The 21,405-nt window shown below is 61.0% G+C and carries 17 protein-coding genes and 1 pseudogene; 5 read left to right on the top strand and 13 right to left on the bottom strand.

The genetic code is table 11. The annotated features are described in order from the left end of the window. Positions 1-177: 177 nt before the first annotated feature. Both ACS5Q1_RS14595 and ACS5Q1_RS14590 read left to right on the top strand, forming a co-directional pair. On the top strand, positions 178-1,491 hold the full coding sequence (locus tag ACS5Q1_RS14595) for an amidohydrolase family protein (RefSeq protein WP_473098878.1): 1,314 nt from the start codon (positions 178-180) through the stop codon (positions 1,489-1,491). A 99-nt stretch (positions 1,492-1,590) separates the two neighbouring features. Beyond that, complete coding sequence (locus tag ACS5Q1_RS14590; protein ID WP_473098877.1) at positions 1,591-2,268, top strand: ankyrin repeat domain-containing protein; 678 nt, start codon at positions 1,591-1,593, stop codon at positions 2,266-2,268. 154 nt (positions 2,269-2,422) lie between these two features. Here the strand turns inward: ACS5Q1_RS14590 and ACS5Q1_RS14585 are convergent, their stop codons facing one another. From ACS5Q1_RS14585 to ACS5Q1_RS14550, 8 genes are all read right to left on the bottom strand, one after another. Further along, on the bottom strand, positions 2,423-3,937 hold the full coding sequence (locus tag ACS5Q1_RS14585) for a L,D-transpeptidase family protein (RefSeq protein WP_473098876.1): 1,515 nt from the start codon (positions 3,935-3,937) through the stop codon (positions 2,423-2,425). Next, entirely contained in the window at positions 3,891-4,958 is a 1,068-nt protein-coding gene (locus ACS5Q1_RS14580) for an ABC transporter ATP-binding protein (protein ID WP_473098875.1), read from the bottom strand. Before ACS5Q1_RS14580 ends, ACS5Q1_RS14585 begins: the two co-directional genes overlap by 47 nt. Next, complete coding sequence (locus tag ACS5Q1_RS14575; protein WP_473098874.1) at positions 4,951-5,931, bottom strand: ABC transporter ATP-binding protein; 981 nt, start codon at positions 5,929-5,931, stop codon at positions 4,951-4,953. Before ACS5Q1_RS14575 ends, ACS5Q1_RS14580 begins: the two co-directional genes overlap by 8 nt. Beyond that, positions 5,928-6,749, bottom strand: coding sequence for an ABC transporter permease (locus ACS5Q1_RS14570; RefSeq protein WP_203442615.1), 822 nt, complete (start codon positions 6,747-6,749; stop codon positions 5,928-5,930). Before ACS5Q1_RS14570 ends, ACS5Q1_RS14575 begins: the two co-directional genes overlap by 4 nt. 9 nt (positions 6,750-6,758) lie before the next feature. Beyond that, positions 6,759-7,694, bottom strand: a complete 936-nt coding sequence (locus ACS5Q1_RS14565; protein ID WP_473098873.1) for an ABC transporter permease — start codon at positions 7,692-7,694, stop codon at positions 6,759-6,761. A gap of 83 nt (positions 7,695-7,777) precedes the next feature. Further along, a complete protein-coding gene (locus ACS5Q1_RS14560; protein WP_473098925.1) occupies positions 7,778-9,364 on the bottom strand; it encodes an ABC transporter substrate-binding protein in 1,587 nt (528 codons plus the stop codon). Positions 9,365-9,486: 122 nt separating this feature from the next. Next, positions 9,487-11,115 carry an amidohydrolase gene (locus ACS5Q1_RS14555; RefSeq protein ID WP_473098872.1) on the bottom strand — a complete coding sequence of 543 codons (1,629 nt, stop codon included), beginning with the start codon at positions 11,113-11,115 and terminating at the stop codon, positions 9,487-9,489. A gap of 80 nt (positions 11,116-11,195) precedes the next feature. Then, entirely contained in the window at positions 11,196-12,668 is a 1,473-nt protein-coding gene (locus ACS5Q1_RS14550; RefSeq protein WP_473098871.1) for a M81 family metallopeptidase, read from the bottom strand. A gap of 164 nt (positions 12,669-12,832) precedes the next feature. Between ACS5Q1_RS14550 and ACS5Q1_RS14545 the strand changes: the two genes are divergently transcribed. Continuing rightward, positions 12,833-13,777, top strand: coding sequence for a LysR family transcriptional regulator (locus ACS5Q1_RS14545; protein WP_473098870.1), 945 nt, complete (start codon positions 12,833-12,835; stop codon positions 13,775-13,777). A gap of 104 nt (positions 13,778-13,881) precedes the next feature. On the opposite strand, the gene ACS5Q1_RS14540 is transcribed toward ACS5Q1_RS14545, so the two are convergent. From ACS5Q1_RS14540 to ACS5Q1_RS14525, 4 genes are all read right to left on the bottom strand, one after another. Then, positions 13,882-15,165 carry a four-carbon acid sugar kinase family protein gene (locus ACS5Q1_RS14540; RefSeq protein WP_473098924.1) on the bottom strand — a complete coding sequence of 428 codons (1,284 nt, stop codon included), beginning with the start codon at positions 15,163-15,165 and terminating at the stop codon, positions 13,882-13,884. Positions 15,166-15,184: 19 nt separating this feature from the next. After that, positions 15,185-16,450, bottom strand: a complete 1,266-nt coding sequence (locus ACS5Q1_RS14535; RefSeq protein WP_473098869.1) for a ribulose-bisphosphate carboxylase large subunit family protein — start codon at positions 16,448-16,450, stop codon at positions 15,185-15,187. An 8-nt stretch (positions 16,451-16,458) separates the two neighbouring features. Then, complete coding sequence (locus ACS5Q1_RS14530; RefSeq protein WP_473098868.1) at positions 16,459-16,998, bottom strand: VOC family protein; 540 nt, start codon at positions 16,996-16,998, stop codon at positions 16,459-16,461. A 94-nt stretch (positions 16,999-17,092) separates the two neighbouring features. Further along, positions 17,093-18,109, bottom strand: coding sequence for a TRAP transporter substrate-binding protein (locus ACS5Q1_RS14525; protein ID WP_473098867.1), 1,017 nt, complete (start codon positions 18,107-18,109; stop codon positions 17,093-17,095). A 106-nt stretch (positions 18,110-18,215) separates the two neighbouring features. Here ACS5Q1_RS14525 and ACS5Q1_RS14520 point away from each other — a divergent pair, with 106 nt between their 5' ends. Both ACS5Q1_RS14520 and ACS5Q1_RS14515 read left to right on the top strand, forming a co-directional pair. Beyond that, positions 18,216-19,268: a LacI family DNA-binding transcriptional regulator gene (locus ACS5Q1_RS14520; protein WP_473098866.1), complete on the top strand. Its 1,053-nt coding sequence runs from the start codon at positions 18,216-18,218 to the stop codon at positions 19,266-19,268. A gap of 65 nt (positions 19,269-19,333) precedes the next feature. Next, positions 19,334-21,202, top strand: coding sequence for a TRAP transporter large permease subunit (locus tag ACS5Q1_RS14515; RefSeq protein ID WP_473098865.1), 1,869 nt, complete (start codon positions 19,334-19,336; stop codon positions 21,200-21,202). A 79-nt stretch (positions 21,203-21,281) separates the two neighbouring features. Here ACS5Q1_RS14515 and ACS5Q1_RS14510 read toward each other — a convergent pair. Beyond that, positions 21,282-21,405, bottom strand: a pseudogene (locus ACS5Q1_RS14510) (IS481 family transposase); the annotation flags it as partial.

The raw sequence follows: 21,405 nt of genomic DNA, 5'->3' as shown, positions 1-21,405 counted from the left end.
GACCGGCAGTCTTGTAACGGCCGAGCCGGGACTGGGCTGCTGACGCTGGTTCAAATGCCGCCGACCATCTCGACGACAAGCAGAGAGGAGCGCCCCGTGCAAAGTGCAAACCACCAGAGCCGCAGAGCCTTTCTTCGCCATTCCGGCGGGCTGGCAGCCGCGTCCACGATATTGGGCTTGAGCGGCGCGCAGGCTGGGGCCCCGGAGGCCACGGCCAATACAGATAAATCCCGTCAGCAGATCATGACCCTTACCGACAGCCATTACTATTTGACCGATGTGCGCCTCGAAGAAGGCTTCGAGCGTGAGGGCGAAGTGGTGGTCGGCACCCGGACCGGAATCCACACCCTGGAAATTCAGAACGGTCGCATCAAGGCGGTGCACGGCGCGGATGCCGCATTGAATGCAGCACTGCCGCGCTACAAGGCGGAGGGGAAGCTGCTTCTGCCCGCGTTCCGGGACATGCATATCCACCTCGACAAGACATTCTATGGCGGCCCGTGGCAGGCTCCCCTGCCCCGTCAGGGCAAGACCATCATGGACATGATCGCGCGGGAGGAGGTGCTTCTTCCAAAGCTCCTGCCGACCTCTCAGGCCCGTGCGGAAAAGCTGATCGACCTCCTCCTTTCACAGGGCAGCACGGTGGCGCGCAGCCACTGCAACATCGATCCGGTGAGCGGATTGAAAAGCCTGGAGCACCTGCAGCTTGCATTGGCCAATTATCGCGACAGCTTCGAATGCGAGATCGTCGCCTTCCCGCAGCATGGCCTGCTGCATTCCAAGGTCGATGGGCTGATGCGCGAGGCCATGAAGATGGGCGCTCATTATGTCGGTGGTCTGGATCCCACCAATGTCGACGGCGCGATGGAAGCATCGCTGGATGCGATGTTCCAGATCGCGCTCGACCACGACAAGGGCATCGATATCCACATCCATGAAACCAACCCCGCCGGCGTCGCCGCTCTCAAGTATATGGTCGAGACCGTGGAGAAGACGCCGGCTTTGCGCAACCGGCTGACGCTCAGCCACGCCTTCGCCCTTTCCACCCTGCGCCCCGAGGAGCTGAACGAAATGGCCGAGCGCATGGCCACGCAGGGCGTGACCGTGGTGTCGACGGTGCCGATCGGACAGCGGACGATGCCGCTGCCGCAACTGCGTGCAAAGGGGGTCAAGATCATGACCGGCACCGACAGCGTGATCGACCACTGGTCGCCGTTCGGCACCGGCGACATGCTGGAAAAGGCCAATCTGTGCGCGCAGCTTTATGGCGGCAGCGACGAGTTCCGCCTTTCGCGCTCTCTTGCGATTTCCACCGGCGATGTGCTGCCGTTGAGCGACGCTGGCGAGATGGTATGGCCGAAGCCCGGCGACGCGGCCGAATTCGTTCTGGTCGATGCGAACTGTTCGGCCGAGGCTGTTGCGCGACGCTCGCCGAGGCGCGCGACTTTCCATAAGGGGCGCTTGGTTTATGGCGCTGTGGAAAATGTCTGAGGCCTCGATTTTCGCCCGAGACGCTTAGCGCATCGGACCCCAAAGTGGGTCCGATGCGCCTCTCTTTGAAGAGCGTATCTCTCCCGCAGAGGGCTGATCATGCATAAACGTCTCGCCATCTCGCTATTCTTTGCACTCGGTATGATGGGCCATTCGATGACAGCTGTTGGGCAATCGACCGGCGGGAAGGATCTGTTGAACGCCGTCATGAACAAGGATGTCGATGCCGCGCATGTTCAACGCCTCCTGTCACGCCGCATCGACATCGATGCTCGGGATGAATCTGGGCGCACCGCCCTGCTCATCGCGACCCACGGTAACAGGATCGAGATCGCAAGGGCGTTGATCGAGGCTGGAGCCGACGTCAACGCGAAGGATCGGATCAACGACAGTCCCTATCTGTATGCCGGAGCGTGCGGCCATCTCGAGATCCTCAAGATGGCGCTCGCGCACGGCGCCGATCTCAAGAGCACCAATCGCTATGGTGGCACCGCTCTCATTCCGGCAGCGGAGCGTGGACATGTCGACACTGTCCGAACCTTGATCGAGGCCGGCGTCGATGTCGATCACGTCAACAATCTCGGTTGGACGGCTTTGCTAGAGGCCATCATCCTAGGCGATGGGGGCGAACGCCACCAGCAGATCGTCAACCTGTTGGTAAAGGCAGGTGCCGACGTCAACTTAGCAGACCGGGATGGCGTGAAGCCGCTGCAGCACGCACGCAGCCGCGGCTACAGGGAGATCGAAGCGGTCCTCGTCGAGGCCGGTGCCACATGAGCCTTATCGGCGGGTCCATAAAGTAAACGAGCCCCCAACCTAGAGCATTGGACCCAAAAGTGGAATCCACTTTTGGGATCAATTCCAATGCTCCCTCCTATAAGTAGCGCATCGTTCGGCGCGGAAAACCGGATCCACTTTTCCGCACGATGCGCTAGAAGGTACGTTCACTCGCAACACCAAAATAACAGAGCCCATCACCGGGTTTCGCGTTCTCGTTGGGAAAGATGATAAAGCCCGCACGCGGTGCGATGACTATTTCCCCATTAGCCCGCATAATCAGGGCCTGTCCCGCTCCGACGGTATCACCAGTCTTCCACCGGCTCACAAGCCGGTCGCCCTCGACCTCGCAAACAAGGACATCAATGATATGGATGGCTTTGCGCGTGGAAACACATGGCTTGGGTGCGTCGATCAACTGCAAGTGAGCCAGCGCATTCAGGATGGCCTCGTACCCAACCTCGGCGGAGGCAGGGTCATCGTGCGGTCCGCATTCCAGGGTGACACCATATCCACCGGCGAAGCGCATGTATTCCGTAGAGCCGACACCTTCGGCGTTAGTCGGGTTGACGTAGCCGAGGCTCGCTCGCTTTTTGAGAAAACGATCATAGACCTCGAGCCATCCATGGATAACAGTTTCAGTACCGAGACGGACCGCGAGTTCGCCTTCAGCTTGTGCATACCGAAACGGTTCAATGATGCCGAAGTTGTCCGAGGGGCCTGCGAAGACGAAGGGCTCGCCGTCGCCACGGAAAGAGTGGACATCCAGTAGCACGTCGTGCTCCCGGAGCAGAGTGCAAATTCTATTGCCGACCCTGTCCTCGTAGTCCTCCGGCACGGGCTTATCACGCAGATCTCGGTTGAGATTGCGGTCTCCCTCGCGCGTGCGCTGGCGATAGGCCTTTAGGTTTGCAACCGGAACGAAAGTCACTTCACCTCGGTGGATCTTCAGGCGCCCGGCACGACAGTCGGCGATGGCTCGCAGTATAGCCTGAGGTCCACAGGGTTCGTTCCCATGCACGGCGCCCATAACGATCAGTTTCGGCCCCGGCTGCAGCCCGATGAAACGTACCGTTTCCAACGGATCATCTGGATCTCGCGCCTCGTCGTGCGCTTCTTCCGTGTAGCCGATATCGATGACCATACCAGGCGTCAGGCGGCGGATGAACTCCGTCATCTTCTCCTGCGGTATGCCGATACACCCGGCCGTGCCTTTCATATCGCTTCGCGCCGCATGGATGAACAGCGCGCTGCCGCGTCCGAATTCTGGCGCTGCGTCGTTGAAGCCTATCGGAATGATGACATCGAACAAGCGCTCATCTCGCGAGCGGGAAAGCCTGTCGTCAACACGCTCTTCGCCAATTGCGAAGACGAGGCGGTTGTAGTTTCCACCGCCCTCCTCCCAGATCATCTCGGATGTCAGGGGAACGAAGGGAAAGGCCAGGTCGCGCGGGAAATCAGGCTGCGCAGCGGCGTTGAAGAAGCCGTAGCGCAAGGGGAAAACACCGATCGGCGTCCGCCTGTCCCCTTCCCGCTTGATCGTTGCCTGGACCAGCCCGTCGGATCCGACGGTGCACGGAATGCTCCAGTCGCCGATGCTGAGAATGCCGGACGACGGGCTCTCACCCGATCGGGAGACGCGGACGGAAACTGTCGGGATGTGAGCCATCGGGAAGCATTCCATAGGTGTGTTCTGGCATGTGCTTGGGGGTGAAGAGTTCCCCCACTCTTCGGCAGCGGACGAAATGACCCGGCGCGACCTCGTCCAACTCCGGCGTCGGCGGTGTGCGGCAGATTTCGCGCATGTCCGGACAACGCGGATGGAAGCCGCACCCTGTCGGCGGGTCGAGCGGGTTCGGAATTTCTCCCGTGATCTTCGTGCCGCTTCCTCGCTTGAAAGGATCCGGGATCGCGGCGATCAGGGCACGGGTATAGGGATGCCCTGGATTGCTGAAGATCGTTTCCCAGGAACCGGTCTCGACGATGCGGCCGAGATACATCACCGCCACCCGGTCACTCATGTGCTCGACGACGCCGAGATCATGGCTGATCATGATATAGGAGAGTCCCAGGGTTTCCTTCAGTTCGAGCAGCAGATTGATGATTTGTGCCCGGATGGAGACATCAAGCGCAGAGACCGGCTCATCGAGGATCACGATCTTTGGCTCGAGGATGAGAGCGCGGGCGATGCCGATGCGCTGCCGCTGCCCTCCGGAAAACTCGTGCGGGTAGCGCTCCGCGGATTCCGGCCGTAGCCCCACCCGCTTCAGCATATCGCCGATACGATCATCGATCTCGCTCGCGGACTTGATGCCGTGAACGCGAAGAGGCATCTCAAGCGTCTTCCGAACCGTCTGGCGCGGGTTGAGGGAGGAGTAAGGGTCCTGGAATACCATTTGGGTGATCCGAGCCCGGGCCATACGGTCGAGGCCATCTCCAACCTCGTGACCGTCCACGATGACCCTCCCGCGGGTCGGTTGCTGCAGACCGAGGATTGAAAGCGCAAGCGTGGATTTTCCGCAGCCGGACTCGCCTACGAGACCAAGGCACTCGCCACGCTGCAATTCAAGGTCGACGCCATCGACCGCGTGCAGATGACGTCGCGGCTTGCCCAGGAAGCCTCCCCCCACAGGAAAGTGGACGGCGAGATTCTCGACCCTCAGGATCGTATCGTCCGAAAGATTACTCATGATGATGGCACCGAACGAGGCCGCCATTGGCCAGGCATGTCACATCGGGATCGGCAACCCTGCAGAGATCGGTGGCTGCATAGCAGCGTGGGTTGAAACGGCACCCAGCCGGAAACGCCGCCACGGGCGGGACGACGCCCGCAATCTCCTTGAGTCGCTGCCGTCCATATTTCGCGCGTGCGCCGAGCAGTGGAAGAGACGCGACGAGCCCACTCGTGTAGGGATGGCTCGGACTTTGAAACACCTCATCCGCAAAGCGCTCTTCCACGAGACGCCCGGCATACATGACCCCGACCCGGCGGCACATATTTGCAATCAAACCGAGATCGTGACTGATCATGAGCACGGCCGCGCCCCGAGCGGCAGAGAGTTCGCGTATCAAGTCCAGGATCTCGGCCTGCACCGTGACGTCGAGTGCTGTGGTGGGCTCGTCGGCGAGCAGAAGATCGGGCTCGCACGCCAAGGCAATGGCGATCATCACCCGCTGGCGCATGCCTCCCGACAATTGGTGCGGGTAATCCTTGACCCGCCGCTCGGGAGCAGGCACCCGAACGCTCGCGAGAGCCTCGACGGACAGCCGCTCCGCCTCCTTCCAGGTCGCTCCCTTGTGCAGCACGAACATCTCCGCGATCTGCCTGCCGATCGGCGAGAGTGGGTTAAGCGCCGTCATCGGTTCCTGGAAGATCATCGAGATGCGGTTGCCGCGCAGCTTGCGCATCTCCCCAGGCGAAAGGCTCTGGATCTCCCGGCCATCGAAGCGGATCGTTCCGCCTCCGATGCCGAGCGGATGGCGCAGAAGACCGATCAGGGCAAGCGACGTGATGCTCTTGCCACAGCCGGATTCGCCGACGAGGCCGAAGGTTTCTCCACGCCCGATGGCGAAGGACACATCCTGGACAGCCGGAAATTTCGTGTCACCAACCGTCAGGTCGATCCGAAGGTTCTCGACTTCGAGAAGAGGTTTCCCGCTCATGCGCGTCGTGTCCGCGATTGAGGATCGAGGATGTCCCGCAGTCCGTCGCCGAGCAGATTCAATCCCAAAACCGTGACGAAGATCGCAAGCCCTGGGAAAATGGAGATCCAAGGAGCCGTCGTGATCTGGTCGCGCGCATCGGAGAGCATGCTTCCCCAGCTTGGGAACGGCGGTCGGATTCCGAGGCCCAGGAAGGACAATGCCGCTTCAGCCAGGACCGCTCCGCCCATACCGAGCGTCCCGATGACGATGATCGGTCCGAGCATGTTCGGCAGCAATTGAGTCAACATGATCCGGATGTCGCTGTAACCCAGGACCTTGGCCGCCTGCACGTAGCCCTGGCTCTTCAAGGACAATGCCGACGCCCGCGCGAGACGGCAGGTAAACGACCAGTTCGTAAGCCCCAGCGCGATCAGCAGGCTGGTCAGGCCTGGATTGAGGATCGCCATGATGGAGAGGGCGAAAACCAACGATGGAATCGCCAGCATCATATTGGTCAAGCCGTTGACGAAATCGTCCCACCACCCGCCCCAATAGCCGGCGGAAAGCCCCAGGCACACGCCGATGACGGTATTGATAAGCTGAGAGACGATGCCGACGGTGAGCGAGATACGGGCGCCGTACAGAACACGGCTGTAGATATCGCGACCCTGCGCATCGGTTCCGAACCAGAATTCCGATCCCGGAGGTTCCTCCGCATACATCAGGTTCGCATCCATCACCGGATCGGTATGGGCAAGCCAGGGAGCGAGAAGACCCGTGATCACCACCGTCGAGAAAAGAATGCCGCCGATCAGGAGGTTGGCTCTTATCTTCATGTCGCCACCTCAGCTATACTTGATGCGCGGATCGATGACAGCGCAGAGGACATCGACGAGCGTATTGATAAGGAGAAAGAGCAGGACGATCACCAGAATCGAGCCCTGCACAACAGGAATGTCACGCAAGGTGACGCTGTCGACGAGCAGTGAACCGAGGCCGGGCCAGGAGAACAGCTTCTCGACGACCACGGCCTGCCCGATGACCGTACCGAATTGGAGGCCGATGGTCGTGAGGATAATGACCAGCGCGTTGCGTGTCAGGTGCCAGCGAACGACTTTACTCTCGCTCATGCCTTTCGAGCGCGCCGTGCGCACGAAATCAGCATTCATGATCTCAAGTACGGCCGCCCGGGTCGTCCGGGCCAACAACGCCAGCGGCGCGACGCCGAGGGCAATGGATGGCAGGATGAGATAGCGCAGGTCGCCACCGCCATAGCCGAAGCTCGGAAGCCAGCCCAGCACCAGAGCGAACAGGTACATCAGCATCAGGCCGAGCCAGAATTTTGGCAGAGACAGGCCCGACACGGCGCCGACCATGGAAACGGTGTCGATCCAGCTCCCAGGTCGCAAGGCCGCGATAAAGCCGAGGGGGACGCCGACGATCATAGCAAACAGCATGGCGGCGAATGCGAGTTGCGCCGTCGGCCACAAGCGTTCGGCGATGACGCTCGCGACGGGCTGCCTAGTGCGGAAGGAGGTGCCGAGATCAAAGGTTGCGAGCTGGGCAGCGTACTTGCCGAACCGGACATAGACCGGATCGTTAAGTCCGAATTCCTTGTTCATGCGCGCCATGACCTCGGCATCCAGCACACTGCGGCCGTCGTCGCTCATGCTCGACGCGAAGGTTCCTGGAATGACGCTGAACATCACGAAGACGAGAGCCGCCACGGCCAGAATGATGGGCAATGTCTGCAGCAGACGCCGCACGATGAAGGAGAGCATTCAAAACTCCACCTGACGCCCCACGAGAAACCCGGGAGCGTCAGGAACTGCATTTCAGAAGTGAGCGTCAGCTCAAACGCAGCTTACTTGGCGGCAGGCGACGATGCGTCGACCCACATGTCCTCATAGTTCTGGATCGCCAGCTCCGTCGCGTTCGGCTGCAGCCCCTTGAGCCAGGGCTGATAGGACATGACGGCCTTGTTATAGTTGAACCACCACATCGGGACTTCCTCGCGGAGGATCGCATTCGCCTTCTTCAGATTATCGAGCCTTTTGGCCTGATCGTCCGTCGCTGCAGCTTCATCGAGTAACTTGTCGAACTCGGCATTCTTGAACTGCGTGTAGTTGCAGGCCGTCTGCGGTGTCGCCGAGTGGAAGCACTTGAGCGAGGTCAGCGGATCCGGCCCGGAAGTGTTCGACCAGATGAAGGCCTGATAGTTGCCGCTGCGCGCGACTTCAGACAGAACAGTTCCCTCGACAGGCTTGATCTTGACCTTGATGCCCACCTTTTCCAGCATCGGGATCACCGCCTCGACGATGGGAATACCCCAGCTCTCATTGGAGGTCGCAGTCCACTCGAACTCGAAACCTTCCGCATATCCCGCCTCGGCGAGAAGCTTCTTCGCCTTCTCAGGATCATAGGCGTAGGGCTTCATATCCTTGTCGTAGGCGGGAGAGGATATCGGAAGCCAGCTGGTTGCGCGGTAGGCCTTGTCCTTCACAAGACGCTTGATGATGAGATCGGCATCGATGGCATGGTTGATGGCTTGGCGAACGCGCTTGTCCGAGAAGGGCTTGAAGTTCGGATTCATGCCCATGACACGCGTATAGACCTCAGGGACTTCGAGAAGCCCTTTCGACAATTCCGGATCGGCCTTGTAGGCGATGTATTGCGTCGGGCCCAGGATCGAGGCATCGATCTCCTTGTTGCGGAAGGCGACATCGCGAGCCGAGGCCTCGCCCATGATCGAGATCGCGACCCGGTCGGCATGGGGCTTGCCCGGCTTGTAGAACTTCTCCCAGCGCTCCGCGACAAGACGGGAGCCGGGGACGTATTCGACGAACTTGTAGGGACCGAGGCCAATCGGCTTTGTCGCGAAACTGTCCTTCGATGCTTCATCCGCTGGATAGATCGACGTCATGGCCTGGTAAAAGTTGAAACCTGGGTCGACTTTCTCGGTCAGCGTCATCTCAAGGGTCTGATCGTCGATCTTCTTCAGGCCGGAAATCTCCTTCGCCTGACCTTTCTCTACGTCTATCGCCCCCTTGATGATACGCACATAGCGCGCACCGGGATAGCCCTTCGCGCCATCCATCAGACGCGTGAAGGTCCAGATAATGTCGCCGGCCGCCATCTTGCGACCATTGTGGAAGAACGCGTCGTCGCGCAATTTGAACGTATATACGAGGCCGTCGCCGGAGACTGTGACCTCCTTGGCCAGTTCGAGAACCGGCTTGTTGGCATTTGCATCCCAGTTATAAAGCGCGCGGTGGATCGCCTTCGCCCAGATCTCGTCCTGGGCCCGGTTCGATGTATGGATGTCGAGGTTTGCGAAACTTGAGCCATACGGTGCCGTAAAGCGGATCGTGCCGCCCTGACGCGGTGTCTGCGCTTCGGCAACGCCACCGATAACCAAGGCAAGCGCTGTTGTTGCGATGAACTTCTTCAACACGGTTGATCCTCCCTCATGACGACGAGCCTCGCGGCATAACCGGCTGCTGCCGAACCGCTCGGTCTCGAGTATTCCGTTGCAAGTGCAATCCACTATCTGGGCGCGCCCCTCTTCGTTTTCTAAGTCACGCCAAGACGATCATAAACAATCGCACCTTCTCGGATCGTAAGATCGCAGTACGTATTGTCAAGAATATCCTCGGGCGTCGCAGTCAAGAGATTGCGGGAGAATACAGCGACATCGGCGAGCTGCCCTTCGACAAGACGCCCCTTGGTGTTTTCCAGCTTTTGCGAGAATGCCCCAAATTCGGTGAATGCTTGAAGAGCCTCCTCGATCGTGACACGCTCGCGGGCATCCATGACGGTGCCCTTCCAGGTCTTGCGTGTGAGCATGCTGTAGAAGTTGGGGAATGGATTGGGATCGCACACGGGCGCATCGCTTCCCGTTGCGGGTTTCAGGCCCAGATCAAACCAAGTCCTGAAGGGATAGCTGCTCAGTCCCCTCTCCTCCCCGAGCACCGACACATAAGCATCACCGAAATCATAGATGAAGACCTGTTGCGGGCAGGGATAGATGCCGGCCTTGAGCATGCGCCGATGCTGCTCGGGCGTTGAGAATCCGGAATGCTCGATGCGGTGGCGTCGATCCGGATCGGGGATCGCGGCAAGAGCGCGCTCATAGGCGGTAATCAGCTGCTCGATTGCAGCATCGCCGATCGCATGGCATGCAAGCTGATATCCTTTGGCGTGAGCATCCATGACGAGCTCATTGAGTTCATCATCCGTCAGAATCTTGATGCCCGTCGTCTGATCCTCGCCGAGATAGGGTTTCGACATCCATGCCGTACGACCACCTGCAGAACCATCGAGGAAATACTTGACGGCACCGATCATCAGCATGTCGTCGCCTGTGCCGGAAATCAGACCTGCCTCGTAGCACTGAGGCACGATGGTACGATCAGGATCTCCCAGCAGGGTCAACCAGGTTCTGACAGGCAGCCGGCCTTCCCGCTTGGCTCGGTGATAGGCGGCGATTTCCGCAAAGCCCCCTCGCTGGCCGACCGCGGCATCCATGCAACTCGTGATGCCGTAGGACAGGAGATAGCGGCCGCCGCGCTCAATGGCAGCAACCAGGTCGTCTTCCGCCGGCGACGGAATGACGGCCCAGACAGGCCCACGGGCATTCTCGGCCAGGAGACCGGTGAGACTGCCGTTGCGCTGCTCGATCAGACCTCCGGGCGGGGCAGAAGAATTCTCGTTGATCCCTGCGAGTTCCAGCGCACGCGAATTGCAGATCGATATATGACCGCATGCACGCACGAGCATGACGGGATTGTCAGGTGCGGCCTCATCAAGCTCGGTGCGGTATGGATGACGCTTCACGTCGAGCTTGGTCTGATCGTAGCCGCGAGCAAGGATCCATTCGCCTGGACGGGTCTTGGCAGCGCGCGTCCGAATTCCGGAGAGAAGCGCATCCAGGCTCGGTGCCGCCGCAGGCGTCGCATCAACCCAGCTCATCATGAAACCAAGGGAAACGAGATGCAGATGCGAATCGTTGAGTCCTGGCGTGGCCAGGCGGCCATTCAGGTCGATCACACGCGTCTTCGGACCGATAAGCGGCGCAATTTCGCTCTGCCGTCCAACAGCCAGGACCCGCCCCTGCCAGATTGCGATGGCCTCGGCCACTCCTTCCTCTCGTCCGCACCAGATCGGACCGTTCTGCAAAACAACATCTGCTTTTGGCGACACGGCGGCTTTCTCCTTAAGTGCATTCCTGGGTGCTCATCCGCCCGCAGCAGAGCTCCGTCCGGACGAGCAGAGCGGATCGGTCATAGTGCATCGAGAGGCCAGATGGGCCTGCGGATATTCTTGTATGGCCGGTCCATGAAGTTTCGCGTGGACAATGCCCCGGTATCGACCTCGATCACCTCCCGGGCGATCGGTTCGAATGCGGCGCGGAAATGCTGCATCGATTTGACGATGACCGTCGATTTGCGGGTCGGATCGACCCCGAGCGACGTGAACTGCCCAAGGTCCGTTGCCTGCCCGTTATAGCTGATCACGATGATCTCGACACCACCGACGCGCAATAGGGCGCTCAGGCCGTAGTTGCGTCGTGCACCGCCGCCCATCGGCCCATAGGCGATAAAGCTGCCGTCTGTCAGAGCCGCCACGTAGGCCGTTATCTCAATGGGACCACCGCCCATGGAAGGATCGACCTTGCCTCCGAGCTTGAGAGTGACGCTGTTGCCGACACCCGCTGCCTGAGCCTGCAGGGCGGCTTCGGGATCGCAGATGGCATGGAAGCCGACATTCTGCAGATCCGCGTCGAGCACAGCCTTGAGAAGGTGGGTCGCATCGCCATAGGCGCCGGAGCCGGGATTGTCCGAGTAATCAGCGATGATGAGAGGTCTGTCGGCGCCCTTCTCGCCGGCCTTGGCCTTCGCGATGGCAACGTCCAGCGGCGTGAACTGGATGGACGAAAACGCCCGCTGATCCCACACATAATCCATCAGCTCGTCAGCGATGGACTGCGCAGCTGCCAGATCATTAGCTGTCACCGCAACCGACGGGCCAATGTCGTGGACGTCGGCCGACGAGAAGCCGGCTTGGATGCTCACCGCGAGGGCTTGTCCAGCAGCCTCGATCCGGTCACCGCGGCGCAGAAGTTCCACCATGGGTGGCGAGGTGGTGCGCCCACCGTCCAGCGCATACAGGATCGGCCGGCGAGACACTGCGACCTTCGGCGTCACCTCTCCCGCCATAGCCTTTTCGAGAAGCTCTGCGGCCTGCCAAGTCCGCTCGTACTGATCGACATGCGGATAGGTCCGATAGGAAATGAGCGCATTGGCATTGTCAGCCATTTTCTGCGTCAGTGTCGCGTGTAGGTCCAGCACAGCCATGATCGGCGTTTCCGCGCCAACCCGGGAGCGGATGCGGGCAAGCAGTTCTCCTTCGCCGTCATCGTGCGACTGCGTCGACATCGCGCCGTGCAGATGCAGCAGAACCCCGTCTACTCCGTCGCAGGCGCTGAGAATCCGCTCCGATATGGCGTCGAAGAAAGCATCCGTCACGCGGCCGGACGGGTTGGCCGAGGTCACTATGGGGTGGACTACCCTCCAGCCGTATCTCTCGGCCGCCTCGAACGCGGCTCCCATCGAGGTGCGTGTGCCTGCGAACGCGCCAGGAATATCGTTGTCGAGATAGTAGCAGCTGTTTCTGAATGCGTTCTCGTCGGTTACTTGAACACTGAACGTGTTCGTCTCGTGCATGAACTCCGCCACAAGAACGCGGTTAGTCATATCGCTCCACTCCCCATAGCCCTAGCCCCTCACCGGCCATTATCGCCCACCTCTCTCGGGTGCTTAGCGCGACCAATTTCGATAGATGGTGACAAAGGCGAAAATTTTCTTCAAATATCAACTTCTGCTCAATTCATTCATTTTTGATATAAGGCACAATAAGTGTGACGATATCTCCTAGACACATAGAGATCTTCCATGCCGTCATGCTGGCCGGAAGCGTGACGCAGGCCGCCATCACTCTGCGCACCTCACAGCCGACCGTGAGCCGGGAGCTCAAAGAGTTCGAGCATTCCCTTGGCTTTCAGCTCTTCGTCCGTAAAGGCAGATCTCTTGTTCCGACCGAGGCGGCGATTTCACTGCACCGCGAGGTACGCCGGTCCTTTGTCGGGCTAGAGGAGATCGGGCGGACCGCCGAGGCCATTCGTGCCAATGCCTCCTCCCATATCAAGATCGTGTGCATGCCCGCCTACAGCACAACCCTCCTCCCTCCCCTATGTCGGGACTTCGTCCAGGATAACGAATCCATCCGCCTGAGCATCTATGCGCTTGGCAACACGGTCCCGGCCACCGGCATCTCCGCTCAGCATTACGACTTCTGCATCGTCGAGGCTGATCTTGGCTTTGATGGATGGGTCTCAACCAGCGTCGTCGCCGGTGAGCAGGTTTGCATTGCGCCCAAAGGGCACCCGCTCACCCAAAAGGAGGTTCTGGCTCCTGCCGACTTCGAAGGCGTCGATTTCATCTACTTCTCGGCCGAGGATATGTATCGGCGCAAGCTGGACAATGTCTTTCGCGAGCATGGCGTGACCCGTCGGCTGAGAATGGAAGTGTCCACGGCGGCATCGGTCTGTTCTCTGGTGTCGTTAGGCGTCGGGGTGTCGATCATCAACCCGATCAGCGCAATGCATTGCCTCAATCAGGGTGTGGAGATGCGCCGTCTGTCGTTCTCAATTCCCTATACGGTACGTCTGCATAAGAACCAGAACACGAGTAGCCCCCGTTCCCTCAACACCTTCGCAGAAAGTTGCACAGAGGCGATCGAGAATATCCAGCAACAGGTGCAGGAGCGTCTCGATGGCAATACCAGAGCGCCTGATGCCATTTAACTGCGTGGACAAGGCTGCCGGCACTTACTGCAGGACTGGTCGAGAATTCCTGCCGCACCTTTGCTCCGAATGATATGCAGAGGAGCATAAGCGAGCGTTTCTGCTCACCGGCCCGAGTTTCTCTCCAGGAACGACTCGAACAACCGGTCGTGGCCCATCTGGCCGCCTTTGAGCATCACGAGCATGCCATCTCTCGAGGCATCGTCGCTACGTGCCAGGCTGATGGCGACGCCGTTGCTGATCTGGCTGTGATAGCCAAGCCCCCAATAGCCGAGACGACCGACGATCCGGCTCGACGTGTCGCCGCCGGCGACCGCCAATCGACGGACGGGATGACGCCGCAGGATCGCGTCGACGAGTGAAGCGCTGACTTCAGCGAGACTGGCAGCCGCAGCGTGAGGAGCATCGCCTGCCTCGGGAGCCGTTGAGAGCATGACATGCTCGCCCTGGGCTAGCATGGCCACGGCCTTCGCAACGATCCGCTCACGCACGTCGGCGCTGGACAGGATGCTGGCAGGATCGATGGCGAGGCGCCTGTAAGATTGTGCGGCCGCCACCTGCGCCCTGGTCGTCGGCGAGAGGCTTCCCACGAAGGCAAGTACAGGCCCATCCGTGGAAACTGGCACCGGACTCACCGTCGGTTCTCTCGTCTCGAAGAAGGCTTCCGCGACACTGCTGGGTCCGAGAGCCAGCAGTGACCGTTGTCCGCTCTCGGTTCGGAGCAAACGGCCGATAGCTTCCACATGCCGCCCGTCGAGCGCATCGAGCAGCACAGTAGCGGCCGTCCGGGACAGACGCTGCCATTCCATGGCAAGGGCGTCTGGATCACCGATCAGCAGAGGCCAGTGAATGGCTCCGATATCTGTCATACCGAGAGCCGCGAGATGGTGCCACAGGTCGGCCTCTTTCATCGGCGTTGCCGGATGCCTGCTCATGGTCGGATGACGGTCGAGGCGGAAGACGTCGCCGTCGGCACCGAAGGACGCGAATAGGTTGGAGAAGGCGCAGTATCGTCCGAGCGACGGTTGGCCGCCGACGATGGCAACAGTTTCGTGCGTCACATATTCACGTAGGATCGCAGCGGCCACCGCGATGTTTCCGAGCTCCGGTGCGCTGTCGAAGGTCGAGCAGCATTTGTAATGCAGGATGCGGATGCCGAGATCGCGGAAGAACGCGCCTACTGGCGCGAGCTCATTCCGCATCTCCTCCGGCGACATCGCACGTGCCGCACCCGCAATGCCGACGGCGTCGAGATCTCCGACCTGCGCCAGTTGCTGTGCCTGCGGCACGCGCAGGAAAAGAAAAGCGCGGCGGCCGCGCCGCGCCAGCGTCGCGAGCGTATCCGTCGCGCCCGTGAAATCATCTCCGTACCATCCATAGGACGGCATCACGGCAGCCTCCGTCCCTTTAATGCTTCGCGAAGAAGCCGAATGCATCGGCGAGCGCACGATACTGCGTGCGGGCGCTGCTCACGCTCTCGCCGGATTCCACGAGCCGCCAGGCTTCGCGGATGCTGGCGACACCCTCCGCCGGACCGCCTGGATGAGCCATGATCCCACCGCCTGCCATGAAGAGAAGGTCGGAGGTGTTCACGGCACGATAGGTCTGCTCCACCGTTCCGGCCCATTGCCCGGAGGAAAATGCGGGCATCACCCGATCGTCCGAGTCGCAGAGCTGTGTCAGGCAGTCCTTTGCGCTGTCCACCACCTCTTCGTCGGCCTGCGCGAATTTCCCGCCCAGGCCATGCACGTGCATGTGATCGACGCCGGACAGGCGCCAGAGCGTCTGATAGGCCTGGAAGCCGATGCCGAGCGCGGGATGACGGGAGAACGCGCCGTAGCCGTTACGGTGACCGTGGATCACGAGATCCGTGCTGCGTCGCAGGGTCTCGATGCTGGAGAAGCCGCACCAATTCAGGCTCGCCATGACGCAGGTTCCGCCCTCGCTTGCCACCAGATCCGCATGCCGGCGCATGGCGTCCATCTCGTCGGTGATGTTGAAGGCGACCATGACATGCTTGCCGGTTCTGTCCTGATGCCGGCGCACGGCAGCCATGACGGCCGGGATACGGGCGGACAGAGGCGCGTGGATCGGGTTGGCAGCGATCTCGTCGTCCTTGATGAAATCGAGTCCGGCCGCGCACAGGCGTTCCACCAGCGACGCGATTTCTTCTGCCCGCAGTCCGACATTTGGCTTGATGATCGAGCCGATGAGCGCGCCCTGCGCGACGCCGGTCAGCCGGCGCGTTCCTGCGATGCCCTGGCGGGGCAGCGCATAAGCCTTCCGGTAGGTGCCGGGCAGCTTGAGGGATTCGAGCCGCAGGCCGGTCACCTCGCCGAGATCGAAGAGATTGCCGGCCACGGTCGCGGCGAGCGTCGAGAGGTTGACGCCGACATTCGCAACCGGGAAGCGTACGACCACCTCGCCGCGGCGGGAGGGCGCCGACACATCTTTGTGGTCGAGCCAGGCACTGTGGACGGAGGGCTGCGCAACCTCACCCAGATCCCTGATCGCGACGACATTGGCGCGGGCCCGCTCGCGCAACTCGTCGGTTTCACCTTCGACGCGGGTGAAGGTGCCGCAGGATTGCTCGCCAGCAATGACCTCGGCCACCCTCTCGAGCGGCAGCGGCGTTTCGACGAGATAGGTCGCCTCGTAATGTTCGTCCGACATGGCGAGTCTCAAAGCTGCGAGAGATCAGGGAACGGCCGGACGGGATTGCGCCCGTCCCAGCCTTCCGAGGCCTCCCTGATCAGCTGGAACATCTTGCCTTTCGGCCCCGCCACTTCCGACAGCTCGATCACGGTGCCCGGGTGGTACTCGGTGTCGAAATAGACGAAGCGCCCGCGCTCGCCGACCTCACCGCTCATCACGGGAACGAAGCCCTGCTTCATCAGTCGCTCGAGATCGGTATCGTAGGTCTCGGTCCAGTAGGCAACATGCTGCAGGCCGCGATGGCCGGACTGCTTGAAGTCGCGATACATGGAGGGCGCGTCGTTGCGGGTCTGGATGAGTTCGATCTGGAGCGGACCGGAATTGGCGAGCGCCACCGAATTGTGCGGCCGGTAGCTCTCACCCCGATAGGTGTAGTTCACGATCGGCACCTGCTCCTTGTAGAAGAACGGGCCGACGCCGAGAACGCGCGACCAATAATCCATGGCGGCCTCGATGTCGTCGACAACGTAGCCTGCCTGCCTGATCTCTCCGAGAAATCGGCTCATATCCTACCTGCAGTTTTGATGGAGGCGCGGCGTCCTGAACCGCGCCCGAGGAAAGAAGGGATCCAATGGTTTGCATCGAATCCCGCGACGTCCGTCAGGCGAGCGTGCCGACCACGCTCTCGAGATGGCCCCAGGCCTCGGGACCGAACTTCTGCTTCCATTCCTTGTAGAAGCCGGCCTCGCGCAGCTTCGCACGGAAGCTGTCCGTGTCGCATTGGTTGAAGGCCAGTCCCTTGCTCTGAAGATCGGCCTGCACGGATTCGTTGAGAGTCTTGATATCCTGGCGCTGCTTCAGGCCCACCTCGTTGATGGCGCGCGAGACGATCTCCTGCACATCGGCCGGCATGCCGGACCATTGGCGGCCGTTGGCGATGAACCAGTAGCCGTCCCAGATATGGTTCGTGAGCGCGCAGGACGCCTGCACCTCGTAGAGCTTCGCCACCTGGATGATCGGCAGCGGGTTTTCCTGCGCGTCGACCACCTTGGTCTGCAGCGCGGTGTAGACCTCGCTGAACTGCAGGCTCGCCGGCGCAGCACCGAGGCCGGAGAACATGGAGATGCTGATCGGGCTCACCGGAACGCGGATCTTCAGGCCCTTCATCGAGTCCGCGCTTTTGATCGGTGCGCCGCTCGTCGTCATCTGGCGGAAGCCGTTGTCCCACATGGTCTCGAGCGCATGCAGCCGGGAATCGGCGATCGCCTTGCGGACGAAGGCACCGACAGGACCGTCCATGGCGGCCCAAACCTGATTGTAATCCTTGAACGCGAAACCGACGGCGTTGATCGCAGCCACCGGCACGAGGGTCGCGATCACCAGCGCGGAAGGCGTGAAGAACGTCAGAGCGCCGTTGCGCACCTGGGAGAGCATGTCCGTATCGCCGCCGAGCTGGTTGGCCGGGAAGATCAGCATCTCGACGCGACCGTTCGTCTCTTTCGCAATCCGGTCGGCGGCTTCCTTGGCGCGGATATTGAGCGGATGGCTGAGCGGCAGGTTGTTGCCGTAGCGCAGCGTAATCTCGGCGGCGTGAGCGTAGCGCGGGATCGAGAACAGGCTGACGGTGGCCGGAGCTGCCCCAATGCCTTTGAGAAGCGTCCTGCGGCTGATGGGCATGGCGAGATTCCTCCCGAAAAGATGGTTTTGCTCTTTGCGAAAAGAAAAATCAGTCATATTAATGATGCGGTCAAATCAAAATTTTGATGTATTTTGATGTAACTCCATGAGCATTCTGGTCGATACTTCTTCCCTCACCCGACGCGCCACAATCGTGGACATCGCGCGGCTTGCCGATGTCTCGACGGCCACCGTCGACCGGGTTCTCAACGGCCGGCAGGGCGTGAAGGCGGCGACGGTCAAGCGGGTCATGAAGGCCGCGGCGGAGCTCGGCTACGTGGACGAGAGCGACGAGCGGATCCGGGATGTGCGTCCGCTGGCTCAGATCTCCTTCATCCTGCCCCAGGGTACCAACCGCTACATCACGATGCTCGGCCGCATGATCAACGAGATGGTGCCGCAGTTCGAACGCTTTTCGCTCAAGCCCACGGTCGAGTACATCGACAGCTTCAATCCCGACCTGCTCGCGAAGGCGCTGCATCGTCATGCCAAGCACGCCGACGGCATCGCCTTCATGGCCATCGAGCATCCAATGGTGCGCGAGGCCGTCAACCGCATCACGGCCGCCGGCACGCCGGTGGTGACGCTGATCTCCGATGTGGCGAGCCCAGCCCGCACTGCCTATTTCGGCCTCGACAACCGGGCCGCCGGGCGCATGGCGGGCTATCTTCTGGCGCGTTTCATCAGCAAGCGTCCCGCCAAGGTCGCCATGATCGCAGGAAGCCTGAGCTACCGCGCCCATGGCGAGCGCGAGATGGGCTTCCTCGACATCCTACAGGAACTCTACCCCGACATCGAGGTCGTCGGCCTGCGCGAGCGACATGACGACGAGGCGCTCAACTACCGTCAGATGCGGGCGCTCCTCTCCCACCATCCCGATCTCGATGGCATCTACAATATCGGCGGTGGCGCTTCCGGCATCGGCCGTGCGCTCAAGGATGCGCGGCGCGAGAAGAGCGTGGTCTTCGTCGGTCACGGGCTGACGAGCGACACCCGCGAGTTCCTTCTCGACGGCACGATGGATGCCGTCATCACCCAGAGCGCCGAAGACACCATCGCAAAATGCGCCGCCCTGTTCCGCGACCTGCGGGAGGGGCAAAAACTCAGCCCGCCCGATCCCATGAGGGTCGAGGTCGTCTTCAGGGAAAATCTTCCCTGACAGCGACCATCTACACCAACGAAGAACAAAAGCAGCAGACACAGCCCAAGACGACGGAGGAGACAATGACCATGGCAACAGAGAGCATCGCCATCGGCGAAATCGAGGACATGCCGACCGGCCTGAAAAGCGGTTCAGCGCTCCTCAAGCCTATCGAGATGATCGCTTCTGCCATCCTTGTGGCGATCATCGGTCTGCTCCTGATGGGCGTAACCTCGCGCTATGTGCTTTCGCTCCCTATCGTGTGGATCGATGAGGCGGCCGCCTTCTGCTTCCTCTGGCTTGCCATGCTCGGCGCCGTCATCGCCATCGACCGCAACGAGCACCTTCGCCTGACCCTGTTCCTGCATATGTTTCCGGAGAAGCTGCGCGGCTTTTTCGGCGCATTGGGACCGCTGCTCGTTGCGGTCTTTCTCCTCGGCATGCTGTGGCCTGCCATCGACTACGTGATCGAGGAATCCTTCATCACGTCGGCCGCCCTCAACATTCCCATGAGCTGGCGCGTCGCCGCTCTCCCGGTCGGCATCGGCTTGATGGCGCTGCTGGCGCTCCGGGAAACCTTGCGCGCCGCCAGGATGTCCGAGATCATCGCGGCAGCGGCGACGATTGCTGTTGCGGGCGCGCTGCTGTGGCTCGTCTCCCCATCCTTGCCCTCCCTCGGCCACATCAATATTCTCATCTTCCTCGTCGGCTTCGTTGCCTTCTTCCTCGCCATCGGCGTGCCGATCACCTTCTGCTTCGGGCTCGGCGCGCTCACCTTCCTCACCTTTACCAGCTCCGTGCCGACCATGGTGATGATCGGGCGCATCGACGAGGGCATGTCGAGCCTCATCCTCCTGTCGGTTCCGATCTTCGTGCTCTTAGGCTGCATTCTCGATGCCACCGGCATGGGCAGGGCGATCGTCGAGTTCCTTGCATCGCTGCTCGGGCACGTGAAGGCCGGCATGTCCTATGTGCTGCTCGGCTCGCTCTTCCTTGTCTCCGGCATTTCCGGCTCGAAGGTGTCGGATATGGCCACCGTCGCTCCGGCCCTCTTCCCGGAAATGAAGCGGCGCGGCCATAAGCCGAAGGAGATGATCGCATTGCTTGCGACCGGTGCTGCCATGGCCGATACGGTGCCGCCCTCCATCGTGCTGATCGTGCTCGGCTCCGTCGCCGGCGTCTCCATTGCCGGCCTGTTCACCTCGGGCTTCGTCATCGCCATGGTGTTGCTCGTCGGCCTTGCCATCCTCGCGCGCTGGAAGGCCCGCGGCGAGGTGATGGACGGCATCCGGCGGGCTCCGTTGAGCGCGGTTGGCAAGGCGCTGGCGGTTGCGGCTCCTGCTCTCGTGCTGCCCTTCCTGATCCGCAGCGCGGTCGGCGGCGGCGTGGCGACGGCAACCGAGGTGTCCACCATCGCTGTGCTTTATGCCATGATCATCGGCATGGTGCTCTATGGCGGCATCCGGCCCGGCAAGATCTACGATATGCTGGTCGAGACGGCGGCCCTCTCGGGTGCGATTCTGGTCATCCTCGGCACCGCCTCGGCCATGGCCTGGGCGCTGACGCAGACCGGCTTCGCCTTCAAGATGGCCGCGTTGGTCACCGATCTGCCGGGCGGCTGGATCACCTATATGCTGGTGACGATTGCCGTCTTCATGGTGCTCGGCTGCGTGCTCGAAGGCCTCCCAGCCATCGTGCTGATGGCGCCGATCATGTTCCCGATCGCGAAGAATCTCGGCATCAACGACATCCATTATTCCATGGTGGTCGTAACCGCGATGAATGTGGGCCTGATGGCGCCGCCCATCGGCATCGGCTTCTATATCGCCTGTAAGATCGGCAATGTCTCGCCGGACGAGGCCATGGGCGCCATCTGGCCCTATATCGGAGCGCTTTTCATCGGTCTTCTCGTCATCGCCATGATCCCGGCCCTGTCGATTGCTTATCTCTAGAGCATCGGGCCCAAGAGTGGGTCCACTTTTTGAAGAGCGCATCGTGCGGAAAACCGAATCCGCTTTTCCGCACGATGCGCTAGATGTTTAGTCCCGGCATTTGGTGGAGCGGGTCGAGCCTGAAGCGTTGCGGCTCGCTTGTAAAGATCTTGCAGATGTACTCGTAGGGGGTGAGGCCGCGCAGGGTCTTGAGCCGGCGGGCG

Source organism: Microvirga sp. GN3 (assembly GCF_055792825.1).
The sequence above is the reverse complement of the archived record's forward strand: the minus strand, read 5'-3'. Positions and strand labels throughout refer to the sequence as shown.

Coding starts and splice junctions, on each gene's coding strand:
- ACS5Q1_RS14590 (WP_473098877.1), top strand. CDS start 1,591: ATGCATAAACGTCTCGCCATCTCGCTATTCTTTGCACTCGGTATGATG.
- ACS5Q1_RS14585 (WP_473098876.1), bottom strand. CDS start 3,937: ATGGCTCACATCCCGACAGTTTCCGTCCGCGTCTCCCGATCGGGTGAG.
- ACS5Q1_RS14580 (WP_473098875.1), bottom strand. CDS start 4,958: ATGAGTAATCTTTCGGACGATACGATCCTGAGGGTCGAGAATCTCGCC.
- ACS5Q1_RS14575 (WP_473098874.1), bottom strand. CDS start 5,931: ATGAGCGGGAAACCTCTTCTCGAAGTCGAGAACCTTCGGATCGACCTG.
- ACS5Q1_RS14570 (WP_203442615.1), bottom strand. CDS start 6,749: ATGAAGATAAGAGCCAACCTCCTGATCGGCGGCATTCTTTTCTCGACG.
- ACS5Q1_RS14565 (WP_473098873.1), bottom strand. CDS start 7,694: ATGCTCTCCTTCATCGTGCGGCGTCTGCTGCAGACATTGCCCATCATT.
- ACS5Q1_RS14550 (WP_473098871.1), bottom strand. CDS start 12,668: ATGACTAACCGCGTTCTTGTGGCGGAGTTCATGCACGAGACGAACACG.
- ACS5Q1_RS14540 (WP_473098924.1), bottom strand. CDS start 15,165: ATGCCGTCCTATGGATGGTACGGAGATGATTTCACGGGCGCGACGGAT.
- ACS5Q1_RS14535 (WP_473098869.1), bottom strand. CDS start 16,450: ATGTCGGACGAACATTACGAGGCGACCTATCTCGTCGAAACGCCGCTG.
- ACS5Q1_RS14530 (WP_473098868.1), bottom strand. CDS start 16,998: ATGAGCCGATTTCTCGGAGAGATCAGGCAGGCAGGCTACGTTGTCGAC.
- ACS5Q1_RS14525 (WP_473098867.1), bottom strand. CDS start 18,109: ATGCCCATCAGCCGCAGGACGCTTCTCAAAGGCATTGGGGCAGCTCCG.
- ACS5Q1_RS14520 (WP_473098866.1), top strand. CDS start 18,216: ATGAGCATTCTGGTCGATACTTCTTCCCTCACCCGACGCGCCACAATC.
- ACS5Q1_RS14515 (WP_473098865.1), top strand. CDS start 19,334: ATGACCATGGCAACAGAGAGCATCGCCATCGGCGAAATCGAGGACATG.